General features: G+C 32.4%; 16 protein-coding genes. 9 read left to right on the top strand and 7 right to left on the bottom strand.

The window, feature by feature from the left end; genetic code table 11:
- Positions 1–180: 180 nt before the first annotated feature.
- The 3 genes from mazG to def all read right to left on the bottom strand — a co-directional run bounded on the left by mazG (position 181) and on the right by def (position 2,198).
- A complete protein-coding gene (mazG, locus tag AB3G39_RS13100; RefSeq protein ID WP_367752087.1) occupies positions 181–963 on the bottom strand; it encodes a nucleoside triphosphate pyrophosphohydrolase in 783 nt (260 codons plus the stop codon).
- Positions 964–1,047: 84 nt separating this feature from the next.
- The gene (locus AB3G39_RS13105; protein WP_367752085.1) at positions 1,048–1,521 is read right to left on the bottom strand and encodes a DUF5606 domain-containing protein; all 474 of its coding nucleotides are present in this window, start codon (positions 1,519–1,521) and stop codon (positions 1,048–1,050) included.
- Between the two features lie 89 nt (positions 1,522–1,610).
- Entirely contained in the window at positions 1,611–2,198 is a 588-nt protein-coding gene (gene def / locus AB3G39_RS13110) for a peptide deformylase (RefSeq protein ID WP_367768590.1), read from the bottom strand.
- A gap of 201 nt (positions 2,199–2,399) precedes the next feature.
- On the opposite strand from def, the gene AB3G39_RS13115 reads away from it, so the two are divergent.
- Complete coding sequence (locus AB3G39_RS13115; RefSeq protein ID WP_367768588.1) at positions 2,400–4,631, top strand: FUSC family membrane protein; 2,232 nt, start codon at positions 2,400–2,402, stop codon at positions 4,629–4,631.
- Between the two features lie 40 nt (positions 4,632–4,671).
- Here the strand turns inward: AB3G39_RS13115 and AB3G39_RS13120 are convergent, their stop codons facing one another.
- The 4 genes from AB3G39_RS13120 to AB3G39_RS13135 form a co-directional block, all read right to left on the bottom strand.
- Complete coding sequence (locus AB3G39_RS13120; RefSeq protein WP_367768586.1) at positions 4,672–6,171, bottom strand: malate:quinone oxidoreductase; 1,500 nt, start codon at positions 6,169–6,171, stop codon at positions 4,672–4,674.
- Positions 6,172–6,290: 119 nt separating this feature from the next.
- A complete protein-coding gene (ruvX, locus tag AB3G39_RS13125; RefSeq protein ID WP_367768583.1) occupies positions 6,291–6,707 on the bottom strand; it encodes a Holliday junction resolvase RuvX in 417 nt (138 codons plus the stop codon).
- Between the two features lies 1 nt (position 6,708).
- Positions 6,709–6,990 (bottom strand): type II toxin-antitoxin system RelE/ParE family toxin, encoded by a 282-nt coding sequence (locus AB3G39_RS13130; RefSeq protein ID WP_367752075.1) that lies wholly within the window; start codon positions 6,988–6,990, stop codon positions 6,709–6,711.
- Complete coding sequence (locus AB3G39_RS13135; RefSeq protein WP_369753464.1) at positions 6,980–7,213, bottom strand: hypothetical protein; 234 nt, start codon at positions 7,211–7,213, stop codon at positions 6,980–6,982. The genes AB3G39_RS13130 and AB3G39_RS13135 overlap by 11 nt, the downstream gene beginning before the upstream one ends.
- A 344-nt stretch (positions 7,214–7,557) precedes the next feature.
- Between AB3G39_RS13135 and AB3G39_RS13140 the strand changes: the two genes are divergently transcribed.
- The 8 genes from AB3G39_RS13140 (at position 7,558) to AB3G39_RS13175 (ending at position 14,963) form a co-directional block, all read left to right on the top strand.
- Entirely contained in the window at positions 7,558–8,373 is an 816-nt protein-coding gene (locus AB3G39_RS13140; RefSeq protein WP_367752071.1) for a 2,3,4,5-tetrahydropyridine-2,6-dicarboxylate N-succinyltransferase, read from the top strand.
- 33 nt (positions 8,374–8,406) lie between these two features.
- A complete protein-coding gene (locus tag AB3G39_RS13145) occupies positions 8,407–9,387 on the top strand; it encodes a glycosyltransferase family 2 protein (RefSeq protein ID WP_369753463.1) in 981 nt (326 codons plus the stop codon).
- A gap of 19 nt (positions 9,388–9,406) precedes the next feature.
- A complete protein-coding gene (locus AB3G39_RS13150; RefSeq protein ID WP_369753462.1) occupies positions 9,407–10,471 on the top strand; it encodes a glycosyltransferase family 9 protein in 1,065 nt (354 codons plus the stop codon).
- A gap of 40 nt (positions 10,472–10,511) precedes the next feature.
- The gene (locus tag AB3G39_RS13155) at positions 10,512–11,285 is read left to right on the top strand and encodes a glycosyltransferase family 2 protein (RefSeq protein WP_369753461.1); all 774 of its coding nucleotides are present in this window, start codon (positions 10,512–10,514) and stop codon (positions 11,283–11,285) included.
- A gap of 146 nt (positions 11,286–11,431) precedes the next feature.
- The gene (locus AB3G39_RS13160; protein ID WP_369753460.1) at positions 11,432–11,998 is read left to right on the top strand and encodes an L-threonylcarbamoyladenylate synthase; all 567 of its coding nucleotides are present in this window, start codon (positions 11,432–11,434) and stop codon (positions 11,996–11,998) included.
- A 58-nt stretch (positions 11,999–12,056) separates the two neighbouring features.
- Positions 12,057–12,440, top strand: a complete 384-nt coding sequence (locus tag AB3G39_RS13165) for a GxxExxY protein (protein WP_367752062.1) — start codon at positions 12,057–12,059, stop codon at positions 12,438–12,440.
- Between the two features lie 29 nt (positions 12,441–12,469).
- Positions 12,470–13,891 (top strand): CCA tRNA nucleotidyltransferase, encoded by a 1,422-nt coding sequence (locus AB3G39_RS13170; protein ID WP_369753459.1) that lies wholly within the window; start codon positions 12,470–12,472, stop codon positions 13,889–13,891.
- 49 nt (positions 13,892–13,940) lie between these two features.
- Complete coding sequence (locus tag AB3G39_RS13175) at positions 13,941–14,963, top strand: COX15/CtaA family protein (protein WP_369765433.1); 1,023 nt, start codon at positions 13,941–13,943, stop codon at positions 14,961–14,963.
- Positions 14,964–14,998 lie beyond the last annotated feature (35 nt).

A 14,998-nucleotide genomic window follows, 5' to 3' on the forward strand; every position in this document is an offset into this window, starting at 1 on the left:
CTCCAAAAATTGAAGTATGTGAAAATCCGAGATTTTAAATTCCTGTTTTTGGGGTAACCGCTTCGCTTCTTCCCAAAATTGAAGTATGTGAAAATCCGAGATTTTAAATTCCTGTTTTTGGGGTAACCGCTTCGCTTCTTCCCAAAATTGAAGTATGTGAAAATCAGAGATTTTAAATTCCTATTTTTGGGGTAACCGCTTCGCTTCTTCCCAAAAAACATCCATTTCAGCCAAAGTCATGTCCATTAGTGGTTTTCCTAATTCTCCTGCTTTACTTTCTAAATATTGAAAACGTTTAATGAATTTTTTGTTAGTGCGTTCTAAAGCATCTTCGGGATTTACATTTAAAAAGCGAGCGTAATTAATCATTGAAAATAAAACATCGCCAAACTCGGCTTCTATTTTATCTTGGTCTCCTGCTTTAACCTCAACCTGTAATTCCTCCAATTCTTCTTGAACCTTGTCCCAAACTTGATGTGATTCTTCCCAGTCAAATCCTACCCCTTTTACTTTATCTTGAATTCTACTTGCTTTTACTAAAGCAGGTAAACTTTTAGGAACTCCTTCAAGAACCGATTTTTTACCTTCTTTAAGCTTTAATTTTTCCCAATTTTGCTTGACTTCTTCTTCATCTTTTACTACCGTATCACTATAAATATGAGGATGACGGTGAATCAATTTTTCACAAATTTCATTACACACATCCGCAATGTCAAAATCATTAGTTTCACTGCCTATTTTGGCATAAAAAACAATATGTAATAGTAAGTCACCTAATTCCTTCTTTACTTCATTTAAATCATTATCCAAAATAGCATCCCCCAATTCATAGGTTTCTTCAATAGTAAGGTGACGTAATGTTTGAAGAGTTTGTTTTTTATCCCAAGGGCATTTTTCCCTTAGATCATCCATAATATTTAATAATCTTTCAAAAGCTTGAAGTTGAATTTGTCTTGCATTCATAGCGTACGGTTTTGTGTAAAAATAAGAAATCCTGTAATCTAATAAAGAAGATTACAGGATTAATTTATAAACATAAGGAATTAATTATTCCTTAACTTTTTTTTCTTTTTTTGGTTTTTCAACAACTGCTTCTGCTTCAACAGTAGTTTCTACTTCAGTAGATTCAGCTGGAGCCTCATCTACAATTAGCCCTTTTGCTTGAATCGTATTGTACCAATTCAAAATTTTCTTGATGTCAGATGGATACACTCTTTCTTCATCGTAATCTGGCAAAATTTCTTTAAAATAAGCTGCTAATGTGGCATTATCTTCTTTATGAGAGATTGCTGGACCATTACTTTCCTTAGCCCCAATACGTTTCATTATTTCGCCTAACGGTTGTTCTCCTTCATAAGTATAAACTGAAATCTCAGATAATAAACTTACATTGCTTTTTAAATTTACCGTGATTTTTTTTCCATCTGCTAATGATTCAGCTACAAAACCAGTACGCGTTTGTACTTTAAGTACGTATAAACCTGGCTTCCCTGAAATGGATAATATTTTTTCTAAACTCATGCTTTTTTAATTATTATTAAGAATTCAATTTGTATTATATTTTTTGTCACGACCAAAGACCATACCAAAATAAGAAATGAAAAATAATATTATCTTCCTTTTTTCGCAATAAAACGCATTCTATAATCTTGAAACGTTTTTCCTTCAGTAATGTTTTTTAATTTTTTTTGTATCAATCGTTTTTTTAGAGATGAAATTTTATCTGTAAACAAGATTCCTTCAATATGATCGTATTCGTGTTGAATTACTCTTGCAATTAAACCGTCAAACACTTCCGTTTTCATTACAAAATCCTCTTCACAGTATTCAATAGTAATTCTTTCGTTTCTATAAACGTCCTCACGAACGTCAGGAATACTTAGGCAACCTTCGTTAAAACACCATTCTTCTCCATCTTCCACTAGAATTTTCGCATTAATAAAAGTTCTTTTAAAGCCTTTTAATTCTTTTTGTGCCGATGCTTCTAAATCCTCATCCTCGCTAAAGGGAGTTGTATCAATTATAAACAAACGAATCGCTTTCCCTATTTGTGGAGCCGCAAGGCCAACACCATAAGCATTATACATCGTTTCATACATATCCGCGATAGTTTGTTTCAAGTCTGGGTGCTCCTCCGTAATATCCTCCCCTACCTTTCTCAAAACAGGATGTCCATATCCTACAATTGGTAAAATCATTGTTCTTGTATTAAATATTATCAACCACAAATCCAGAATCAACATTCCTTAACTGCAGTTTGCAAAAATAGTAAAAAATTAGACAATGAATAATTCCAAATTGATAAATAATATTTTTTTATACTATTGTATTAAATGGTCATTCATTATGATAGGCTTAAATCATACAATCCTTATCTTTGTGAGTAAGCGATATTATTTATGATTTCTACAATAAAAAAATTTACAGACAGTACCAATTTTACAAATGCATTAAAAGTAACTATTTCCGCAGTAATTCCTGTTTTGTTATTTACCTATTTAGGTGATTATTCTATTGGCTTTACAATAGCTCTTGGTGCATTTTTCACGTACCCAAGTGACATTCCCAGTAACTTAAAACACAAAGTAATTGGAATTCTAGTAGCTACATTAATTGTTTCTGGAGTGAATTTATTAATAAATCTTATCCATCCCTACCCATGGATTTTTTATCCATTATTAGCAATATTAATTTTTATATTATCCATGATCTCCGTTTACGGACAACGTGCGATTATGGTTTCATTTTCAGCTTTACTGTCTATTTCTTTGGCGTTTGCTCATATTAATTCGGGCTGGGAAATGGTATTGCATTCCGGACTTCTACTTATAGGAGGATTATTTTATTTACTAATTTCATTGCTTTTTTTTTACATTAGACCTCATAGATATGTAGAACTACAGATCGCCGAATGCATTCAATTAACTTCCAGTTACTTAAAATTAAGAGGTGATCTTTGGAAAATAAATTCGGATAGAAAAGCAATCACAAAAAAACAGTTACTATTACAAGTAAAACTGAATGCTATTCATGAAAATATTCGAGAAATTTTAATACGAAATCGTACCAATTCAGGTTCTTCAAATCAAAATCGTAAAATGCTTATTCTTTTTATTTCACTTGTAGAAATAATGGAACTCGCCATATCAACTTCATTTGATCATAATAAATTACATCAAAAATTTGATAACCATCCCAATGTTTTATTGACATATCAAAACTTAGCATATAACCTGTCCAAGGTCTTAAAAGAAATATCAAAAAGCATTGAAGACAAAAGCAAATACAATTCGAAACATAATTTAATAACCGATTTACACGAATTTGAAATAGCTATTTCTGACTATGAAATTGAGATAGGAAAAACACGTGCGACTGAAGGCGTTTTTATGCTTACAACTATGTTGCACTATGCTGAAAAGCAAGTCGAAAAAATAAAAACACTAGAACGTGCTTATACTTCAACCGTCGACTTACATGACTTTAAAGAAAGAGACAAAGATTTAGAAAAATTTATAACGCCATTATATTACCCAATAAGTACATTTCTAGAAAATTTGAGTTTTTCATCGACCGTATTTAGACATTCTCTGCGTTTAACAATTACAATATTAATTGGTTTTATAATTGGGCAACTACTTCCGTTTCAGAATGTATATTGGATATTACTTACCATTATAGTTATCATGCGACAAGAATACGGCTTAACAAAACAACGCACTTATCAAAGAATTTTTGGTACTCTTTTAGGTGGATTAATTGCCTTTGGGATTTTATCAATTGTTCATGATAAAAACATAATAGGGGGTTTAGCTATTATTGCAATGCTTTTTGGATTTTCATTTACTCCCACTAATTATAAAATTGGAGCCACATTTGTCACTTTATATGTGGTTTTTATTTATGGAATTTTAACACCTAATATTCAAGATGTAATCCAATTTCGAATATTAGATACCCTAGTGGGTGCTACATTATCCTTTTTAGCTAATTATTTTTTATGGCCTTCTTGGGAATTTTTGAGTATTCCAATCCATTTGGAAAAATCCATTAAAGCCAACAGAAATTATTTACAACAAATATCGATTTTCTACAATGAAAAAGGAATCGTTTCTACCTCTTACCGCCTTGCCAGAAAACAAGCATTTATTGAAATTGGAAACCTTATGGCTTCTTTCCAAAGGATGTTGCAAGAACCTAAATCTAAGCAAAACAAACTAGCTCAAGTGTATAAATTAACGGTGCTGAACCATGCCTTACTGTCATCCGAAGCCTCATTAGGAACCTATATTCAATCACACAAAACAACCGAAGCTTCTGAAGCCTTTAATGTGGTTGTAAATCAAGTAATAAAAAATTTAGATTACGCTATAGTACTTTTAGGAAATACTGCTTTAGAACAAAAAGAAGAAAACAATAATGAAGAATTCAATACACGATTTACGGAGTTAAAAAAGATTCGTGAAAAAGAACTAAAACAAGTAAATAATAGTAATGACGCAGTGTTTCAACAAAAAATGCAAGAGGCACAACTTGTGATTGAACAATTGATTTGGTTAATAAACTTATCTGAAAATATTGTAAAAACAACAAAAATATTGATCCAAACAAAAAATGAATCCATTAGATAGGATTCATTTTTTTTTATAATTGCAATTCTATTTTTAAAACTTAATTATTCAGTTTTAAAACTTCAGCAGTGTGTTTTCTTATTTCAGCTGAAAGTGCAGGATTCTCATTTAATTGCTGGCCAAAAGAGGGTATCATTATTTTCAATTTTTCTTGCCATTCTGATGTTGCCAATTTGTCTTTAAAACATCTACCTATTAGATCTACCATAATGGAAACCGCCGTTGAAGCGCCTGGTGAAGCGCCTAATAATACTGATAAAGACCCATCGGCAGTAGTAATCACCTCAGTACCAAATTCAAGTATTCCTCCTTCTTTTTTATCTCTTTTTATCACCTGAACTCTTTGCCCTGCTCTTTCTATAACCCAGTCTTTCGATTCTGCTCCAGGCACATATTCTCTTAAGGCATTCATTCTATCTTCTGGCGATTGACGTACTTGCTCTATTAAATATTTTGTTAGTGGAATGTTTTTTATTCCTGCAGAAATCATTGGAAAAATATTATCTGTAGTGATCGATAATGGCAAATCAGAATAAGAACCATTTTTCAAAAAACGAGTAGAAAAACCAGCAAAAGGTCCAAATAGTAATTGTTTTTCTCCATTAATCATTCTAGAATCGATATGAGGAACAGACATAGGAGGCGCACCTACACTAGCTTTTCCGTATACTTTCACTTTATGTTTAGCAATTACCTCTGGATTCGTGCATTTAAGCCATTGCCCACTTACTGGAAAACCACCGTACCCTTCTCCTTCAGGAACATCGGCTTTTTCTAATAATGGTAAAGAACCTCCACCTGCACCAATAAATAAAAACTTAGTATACACCTTCATTTTTTGACCCGTAACCAAATCCGTGATTTTTAATCTCCATTTACCATCATCACGTCTTTTTATCTTAGAAACTTCATGGTTATAATGAATCGTAACTCCATCTAAATTTGATAAATAACCAAAGATATTTCTAGTTAATTCACCAAAGTTAACGTCCGTTCCTATAGCCATAGAAGTGGCAGCCACTTTCTCAGACTCATCTCTACCTTCCATTACTAACGGCATCCACTCTTTCAATTGAGAAAAATCAGTACTGAAAACCATATCCTTAAAAAGCGGATTGGCTTGTAACACCTCAAAACGTTTCTTTAAATAGGCAACATTTTTTTCACCCCACACAAAGCTCATGTGCGGAATACTTTTGATAAAATTTTCTGGAGAAGGTAATTTATTTTGTTCCACTAAATAAGACCAAAATTGTCTTGATACTTCAAATGATTCAGCTATACTAATTGCTTTTTTAGGATCAATAGAACCATCTGCTCCTTCTGGGGTATAGTTCAGCTCACAAAAAGCAGAATGTCCAGTTCCAGCATTATTCCATGCATCAGAACTTTCGGCAGCCGCAATGTCTAATCTCTCAAAAATTTGAATTTTTATATCAGGTTGTAGTTCTTTTAGAATTAAGCCAAGCGTGGCGCTCATAATTCCAGCTCCTATAAGTACTACTTCAGTATTTGAACGAATGGTTTTTGTATCAAGCATATCAAAATTTTAAAATGCAAAGATACTTTATATAATTAAAAAAATTATAATAAATTAAGGTGGAAAAGTTAGAAATTACGAAAACGTTCTAGTCTTTATAGTTGATTCAAAATGACTACTTAAAACTTTTTTTGAATCAGGTAATCTTGAAGCATAATTGTAGCCGAAATTTCATCAATTAGGCCTTTATTTTGACGTTGTTTCTTATTGAGTCCACTATCGATCATAGTTTGAAAAGCCATTTTTGAGGTAAAACGTTCATCCATTCGTATGACTTTCATGTCTGGAAAATGGTTGGTAAAATGAGTCACAAAGCCTTTTATTATTGAGGCACTTTCGGATGGTTGACCATTCATTTGTTTAGGTTCCCCAATTAAAACTGCCTCCACCTTTTCTTTGGTAAAATAATCTTTCAAAAAAGCAATAGCTGTAGCAGAGGGAATAGTAGTTAATCCCGAGGCGATGATTTGCATTTCGTCTGTAACAGCAATTCCGGTGCGTTTTTGACCGTAGTCTATGGAAAGTATTCTTGGCATTTTATAGGGAGTCTTTATATTTTATGAAAGCAAAAACAGAAACCATTTCTTTCTCAACATCAACTTCATAAACAGCTATATATCCTTTAAAAACATAATCTCTTATGTTTTCATTTTCAAAATATCTAGATACTTTGAAATGAAAGGGATGTTTTAGGTCTTTTTTAATGTTTCTAAGTAATTCTTTTCTGAATTTTAATGCCGCTTTGGGTTTGTCTTTGTAAATAAAACGAACTTGATTTGTAAGTAATTCCAAAAATTCATTGGAGACACTAACTGTCATATTCTGAAAAGGTTTGATCTAAAATAGCATCTGCTTCTTCAACAGTATGCATTTTTTCAGCACCACTTTTTAGTTTAGCATAAGCAATATCTACCTTTCTTTTATTACTATCCAATTGTGCTTCTTCTTGAACTATTTTCAACTCATCCGAAGAGAATGAACTCAATAATTCTAAAATTTTGGCTTTGATATTGGGTTGAAATTCTAATCTAATGGTTTCCATAATCTTGATTTTAAAATACAAAGATAAAACATTTCATGATAAGTTGTTTTTTGTATTCGTTTCTCCATCACACCAAATATCTTGTCTGTTTTCATATGATTTTTAAAACAAATTTAAAATCAAAATCTTGTCTTTAAAGAGGGCTGCGTGAGGGATTGTAGTGAAGCTCTTTTTATTGCTGGATTTTTTGACCAGTAATAAAAAAGCGAGAACGAAAAGCCCGACCCGAAGTTTTTACGTAGGGTCATGCCCAAAGAAATCATATGAAAAAACTAACATTTTGGAAAAATTTTCACTTTTTGCTTTTGGTTAAAAAGTATATCTTTGTCAAAAATCTAACAAAAATGAATCCATTACAGACAATTATAGAACAAGCTTGGGAAAACCGTGCTTTGTTACAAGAAACTACAACAACTGATGCTATCAGAGAAGTTATTGAATTATTAGACGCAGGAAAATTACGTGTTGCTGAACCAGTAGGTGAAGGATGGCAGGTAAATGAATGGGTAAAGAAAGCGGTTGTAATGTACTTCCCTATTCAAAAAATGGAAACTTGGGAAGCCGGTATTTTTGAATACAACGATAAAATGTTGCTAAAAAGAGATTATGCTGCCAAAGGAGTTCGTGTAGTTCCTGGAGCATCAGCTCGTTATGGTGCTTATATTTCAAGTGGTGTAATCATGATGCCAAGTTATGTAAACATTGGTGCTTATGTAGATGAAGGAACCATGGTTGATACTTGGGCAACTGTAGGAAGCTGTGCTCAAATTGGTAAAAATGTACATTTAAGTGGTGGTGTTGGTATTGGTGGTGTTCTTGAACCTTTGCAAGCGGCTCCGGTAATTATTGAAGACGGCGCTTTTGTAGGTTCTCGTTGTATTGTTGTTGAAGGAGTTCATGTTGGTAAAGAAGCAGTTCTTGGTGCTAATGTTTGTTTGACTGCCTCTACAAAAATCATTGATGTTACTGGTGAAACTCCGGTTGAAATGAAAGGTTTTGTACCTGCTCGTTCTGTAGTGATTCCTGGTAGTTATACTAAAAAATTCGCTGCTGGTGAATTTCAAGTACCATGTGCATTAATCATTGGGACACGTAAACCTTCAACTGATTTGAAAACTTCATTGAATGATGCTTTACGCGAATATGACGTAGCGGTATAATCCGATTCGTTAACCCACTTTATAAAAGACCTATTGGATATATCTATAATTATCGTTAATTATCGTGGCTGGAAAGCATTAGACGAATGTTTAGAATCTATTGCTACAATTGTTTCAAAAACAATTTCCTTTGAGGTTATCGTAATTGATAATTTCTCTAACGATGGACAATTCTCTATTTTTAAAGAAAAATATTCCAAGTTTACAATAATAGAAAATTCTGGAAATAATGGTTTCTCAAATGGTTGCAACGTTGGTGCAAGCATGGCAACGGGAAACCATTTCCTTTTTTTAAATCCAGATACCAAACTTACTATTGAAGCATTAGAAATACTTTTACAAACTGCCGTTTCACATCCTGAAATTGGAATTCTATCGTGTTTACAAATCAATGAGAATGCTATTTTCTATAAGCAAAACAACTTATTTCCTGCTTTGGGACGCTTTTTCGGAATTTCGCGAGCGCTTTTTAGAAAATGGAACAAAGCCAAACTAGAAAAACGCTTTAACACTACTACCGATTTGTTTTACCCAGATTGGGTCACTGGTGCAGTTGTTTTTATAAACAGAGATTGGTACACCAAAATTAACGGCTGGAACGAAGATTACTGGTTGTACTTTGAAGATGTTGATCTTTGTAAAAAAATAACCGATATAGGTGGAAAAGTTGCCGTTACTAGAAAAGCAACGATTTTTCATCAACATGGTGGTGCTTCCCGATTGAATATCAAAACAAAAGCACTCACAAAAACAGAAGTTATTATTTCAAAACACACTTATATTAGCAATCAATTTACTTTTGGAATACAAATCTATTTACATAGCTTGTTGATTATTGGAGTACTATTAGAAAAAATAATATTATCTGTAATTAGTCTATTTTTATTTTTTATTCCAAAATTAAAAGTGAATCGATTGATGCTTAAAAATCTATCCGTTTATTATTTTAATGCCATACAAAAGCAAACCTGGATTAGTCCTAGAGCCATGAATTACTTGAAAATAAAAGCATAATTTTTCAAATCCAAATCAAATGAAAATACTTGTTATTCAACAAAAAATGATTGGAGATGTCTTAATAAGCTCTTTATTATGTGATAATTTGCGCAAAGCATACCCCAACGCTCAAATTGATTACATGGTTTATGAATCGACAATTGCTGTTTTACAGGGAAATACTAGCTTTGATAATCTTATCCTTTTTAAGGAAAAACATCAAAAGAGTAAATGGGAACTTTATAAATTCCTAAAAACGATTCGTAAAGAAAAATACGATATTGTTATAGATGCTTATTCCAAATTAGAAAGTTGGCTCGTAGTATTATTTTCAGGAGCATCAAAAAAAATATCTTATCTAAAAAAAGGGAGAACATTCCTTTATACAGATAATATAATAAGACAGCAAACACCTACTAGTAATTTAGGCTTAATAATTGAACAACGATTAGCATTGCTAGATCCATTGCAGCTCAACATCGATTTGATTACATTTCCAGAAATTTATGTAACAAAGGAGGAAAATGATTTCGCCTCTTCCCTATTGGATTCTCATGGTCTAGATCGATCCAAAAAAACGATTATGCTCAGTATTATTGGAAGCAGTCCCGACAAAACCTATCCATTGAAATACATGTCAGAATTAGTTGATTTCATTGGTGACAATGATAACTGTAATATCCTTTTTAATTATTTTCCAAAGCAAATTGAAGAAGCTAAAACGATCTTCAATGGATGCAAAGAGAGTACAAAACAAAAAATCTACTTCTCTGTTTTAGGAAAAACAATTCGAGAATTTATCGCCATAATGAACCAATGTGATATGATTATTGGTAATGATGGTGGAGCAATCAATATGGCTAAAGCACTCCACAAACCTTCCTACATTGTTTTTTCTCCTTGGATTGACAAAAAAGGCTGGGCCACATTTGAAGACGGAATCAATCATATTTCCTTACATTTAAATGAATTTAAACCCGAATTATTTGAAGGAAAGTCAGCTAAAATTGTAAAAAAAGAAACTAAATTATTTTATAATGAGTTTCAACCTGAACTATTATTCCCTTCGTTGCAAACTTTTTTAAATACACATTCTCGCTAAACCCAAAAGAAAGAACTTATTTTCAAACTGCCCATAATTTATGATTGAATCGTCTAATACAAATATATCCGTTTTAATAATTACATTAAACGAGGAAAATCAAATGCAGACGCTTTTGGCTGATTTGGATTTTGCGGACGAAATTATTGTTGTCGATTCATTTAGTACAGATAAAACGGAAGCAATTTGTAAATCATTTCCAAAAGTAAAATTCTTTCAAAACACTTTTAAAAATTATCCAGCACAAAGAAATTATGCGATTTCATTAGCCCAAAATGATTGGATTCTTTTCCTTGATGCTGATGAAAGGCTAACTCCTGAATTAAAGTCAGAAATTCTAGAAACGACACAACAAAAAACAACTTCTATTGCTTTTCAGTTTCGTAGAAAATTTATGTTCAAACATAAGGTTCTTCATTTTAGTGGCTGTCAAAATGATAAAATTTTTCGCCTTTTCCATAAAGGATTTGCTACTTACGCAACTGAAAAATTAGTCCATGAAAAATTAATTACGAATGGAAAAACGGCGGTATTCAAAAACAAACTCATTCATTACTCCTATCCTAATTATGGTTCTTATAAAGCAAAAATAATACGTTACGGAGAATTGAAAGCACAGGAAAAGTTTATGCAAAATGACTTTCCTTCCATTTTGTTCCAATACCTCCACCCTGCCTATAACTTCCTTTTTAATTATATTGTACGATTGGGGTTTCTCGACGGAAAAAAAGGAATCACTATTTGCTATCTAAATGCGTACAGTGTTTTTATTCGTTACAAACGATTAAGAATCCTTAAAATCACACTAAATTAAAGGGAGATTTACTAAACGGTATTTCAAAAAACCACAGGTAATAAGTATAAAAAAACAGTATTTTAAGTTATTAGAAACTCAAATAAAGAGTTATAACATTTAGAATAGTTATTTTTGCAGTCAAATTTATTTTTTTTTATATAACTATGGATCTTAACGAAGAAGTAATTAAAGCACTTGAAGTGATCAAAGAAGGTGGAATTATCCTTTATCCTACAGATACCGTTTGGGGAATAGGTTGTGACGCAACTAATGCTGAGGCTGTAGCCAAAATATACAAACTCAAACAAAGAGCCGAAACGCAAAGCATGATCGTTTTGATGAATGGCGAAAAAATGATGTACAATGTTTTCAAAGAAATCCCAGAAGTAGCTTGGCAAATCATGGATTTATCCGAAAACCCCACTACTTTAATTCTTGATAATCCTAGAAACATTGCTGCTAACTTAATTGCCACCGACAAAACTTTAGGAATCCGAATCGTAAAAGAACCTTTTTGCTTTAAACTATTGGAGCGAATGAAAAAACCATTAGTTTCCACTTCGGCCAACATATCAGGGCTACCCACACCAAAAAGTTTCAAAGAAATTAGTCCTGAGATTATTAAAGGTGTAGACTATGTTGTAAATTTGCACCGCGATAAAATTGGGGGGAAACCATCGACAATTATAAAGTTGACAAATGACTCTCAGGTAAAAGTGATACGTAAATAGTTTTTAATAGCAGATTATTAAAGTACAACCGCAGATTCGCAGATTAAAATTTTAATTTATGGAGGAATATTTATCCGCAGATGAGACCTACAAAATAATTGGAATTCTATTTGAAGTTCATAAAACTTTAGGAAAAGGTTTTTCAGAAATTGTATATAAAGACGCTTTAGAATTTGAGTTTAACGAAAACAACATCCCTTATGAACGTGAAAAAGAATACTCAGTAAACTATAAAAACACAATTTTAAAGCATCAGTTTTATGCAGATTTCGTACTTTATAAGTCAATAATTTTAGAAATTAAAACTGTAGATTGTTTTAATAATAGCCATTATAATCAATGCTTAAATTATCTAAAAGTGTCAGATAATGAACTTGCATTATTGGTGAATTTCAATTCTATTTCTTTAGAATACAAACGAATTGTTCGCACAAAAAAATAAAAAAATCTGCGAATCTGCGGTAGAATCTTATGAATTACAAAGAAGCATTACATAACAAAATATTCCAAGTCATCTCTCAGGCTTCCCAAGAACTTAACGTTGATAGTTATGTTATTGGTGGTTTTGTGAGAGATTTGATTTTAAAAAGAGATTTTAAAAAAGACATTGATATCGTTGCTGTTGGCAGCGGAATCGAATTGGCTTTAAAAGTATCTAAATTACTACCTAACAAACCAAAAGTTCAGGTTTTCAAAACTTATGGTACTGCCATGTTGCGTTTTGAAGATACTGAAATCGAATTTGTTGGTGCTAGAAAAGAGTCGTACCATTTTGAAAGTCGCAACCCCGTTGTAGAAAACGGAACGTTAAAAGATGACCAAGACCGTCGTGATTTTACCATCAACGCATTGGCTATTTCTTTAAACTCAAAAAATTACGGGGAATTATTAGATCCTTTTAATGGTTTAAAAGATATGGAAAACAAGGTTTTAAAAACACCTCTTGATCCAGATATCACCTATTCTGACGACCCGTTGCGCATGATGCGTGCCATTCGTTTTGCCAATCAGTTGAATTTTGAAATAGAGGAAAATTCGCTGCAATCCATAACTAAAAATGCTGAGCGAATCAAAATCATTTCAGGAGAACGAATTGTAGATGAATTAAATAAGATTCTTTCGACTGATAAACCATCAATTGGCTTTTTACTGCTTTACAAAACGGGACTTCTAGACATTCTTTTACCAGAATTGACCGCTTTAAACAACGTAGAAGAAATTGAAGGGCAAACACACAAAAACAATTTCTACCATACGCTTGAAGTCGTAGATAATATTTGTCCAAACACAGATGATGTATGGCTTCGTTGGTCTGCTTTACTACATGATATTGGGAAAGCACCAACCAAACGATTTAATAAAAAACAAGGCTGGACCTTTCACGGACATGAATTTCTCGGAGGAAAAATGGTCAAAAAATTATTTGAACGTTTGCATATGCCTTTGAATCAAAAAATGAAATTTGTTCAAAAAATGGTCATGATGAGCTCCCGTCCTATTGTACTTTCGCAAGACACAGTTACGGACTCAGCAGTACGCCGATTGGTTTTTGACGCTGGTGAAGATGTAGAAGACTTAATGACACTTTGTGAAGCTGACATTACCACCAAAAACCCAAATAAATTCAAGAAATACCATAGTAATTTTGAAATTGTTCGAAAGAAAATTGTGGAAGTAGAAGAACGCGATCAAGTACGTAATTTTCAACCTCCAATAACAGGAGAGGAAATTATGGAGCTTTTTAACATAAAGCCTTCCAAAGAAATAGGCATGCTGAAAGAAGCGATAAAAGAAGCTATATTAGAAGGTGAAATCGCCAACGAGTACCAAGCTGCTTACGACTTTATGTTAAAAAGGGCTCAAAAAATCGGATTAAAGATTAACGCTTGTTGAATTAAGAATTAATTGTTTATAAAATATCTTTGCCAAAATTAGTTTCAAAATGAAAAAACAGAATAAATCAGTTATAATTTGGTTGTTATCCGGTTGTTTATTAATTTTTATAATGGTAGTCGTGGGTGGAATCACCCGATTGACAAATTCAGGTCTATCGATGACTGATTGGCACTTGATAACAGATACTCTACCCCCATTAACAGAAGCAAAATGGCAAGAAGCATTTGACCAATACAAACAATTTCCTGAATATCAAAAAATCAATATCCATAATGATTTTACCCTTTCTGATTATAAATTTATTTATTTCTGGGAATGGTTTCACCGTTTTATAGGTCGTGCCATTGGAATGGTATTTATGCTTCCATTTATCTATTTTTTAATTCGAAAACAACTAGACAAAAGCACAATTAAAAAATGCATCATACTATTAGGCCTTGGTGGTTTACAAGGCTTTTTTGGTTGGTTTATGGTTCGAAGCGGATTAATTGATAATCCTGATGTAAGCCATTTTAGACTTGCCTTACACCTTACGACAGCCTTTATTACCTTTGCTTACACTTTTTGGGTAGCGTTAGACCTAATTTATCCAGACAAAAGAGCTGCTCAAAAATCGTTACAAACTATCGCTAAATATGCACTTGCTTTTTTATTATTGCAAATCATCTACGGAGGCTTTGTTGCAGGTTTAAATGCAGGTTTAATTCACAATCATTGGCCATTAATGAGTGATGGACAATTCATTCATGACTCGGTATTTTTAGAGCAAAAAAACCTGTTTTTAAGCTTTACCGAAGGAAAAAGTGGCGTGCAGTTTATACATAGAACATTAGCTTATTTTGTAGTTGCTATGATGCTTTTACTTTATTTTAAAAGCAAAAAATACGCATTGGACAATGGACAAAAATACGGTGTTAATTTGCTTGTAATTCTTGTTTTTTTACAGTTTGCTTTAGGTGTTTTTACATTACTTTATGGTGTCCCATTATGGCTAGGATTAATCCACCAAATCAATGCTTTTTTCCTTTTATCAGCCATGACATTTACCTTGCACCGATTGTCTAAATAACAACTTTTAGCTATATTTACATTTGACTATATTGT

The sequence above is a fragment of the Flavobacterium sp. WC2416 genome (assembly GCF_041200095.1).
In the GTDB taxonomy this organism is placed as follows: domain Bacteria; phylum Bacteroidota; class Bacteroidia; order Flavobacteriales; family Flavobacteriaceae; genus Flavobacterium.